The sequence below is a fragment of the Pseudomonas sp. 05N434 genome (assembly GCF_056396965.1).
In genome coordinates, this window is record NZ_JBFTMK010001119.1 from 1 (window position 1) to 470 (window position 470).

The following is a 470-nucleotide window of genomic DNA, read 5'->3' on the forward strand; positions in this document are numbered from 1 at the left end:
CAGGAGTTCGAGTACGACCAACAGGACCGGCTGATCACCGAGCATCAGGGCTGGGGAACGCTGCGCTATGGCTACGACGCCTGCGGCCAGCTCAACCGCCTGCGCCTGCCGGACGGCAGCAAGCTCGACTACCACCACGCCAAGGGTGGCGCGCTGACGGCCATCGACCTCAACGGCGCACGGCTTACAGATCACACGTACAAGTCGGGTCGAGAAGTACAGCGCCAGCAAGGCCTGCTGCTCAGCGAATATGCCTACGACGACCAGAGCCGGCTAAAGGCCCACGCCGTCAGCCAACAGCAAAAAAGCCTGTACCGCCGCGACTATGCCTACAGCCTCAACGGCAATCTCGACAGCATCGCCGACACCCGCCACGGCCAGCGCAGTTACCAGTACGACCCGCTGAACCGGCTGACCCGCGTCCGCCACACCCGCGACGACCCACCGGAAAGCTTCGCCCACGACCCAGC

General features: G+C 64.9%; 1 pseudogene. It reads left to right on the forward strand.

Going from position 1 to position 470, the window contains the following annotated elements:
• A pseudogene (locus AC1DLB_RS32020) lies at positions 1 to 470 on the forward strand (type IV secretion protein Rhs); the annotation flags it as partial.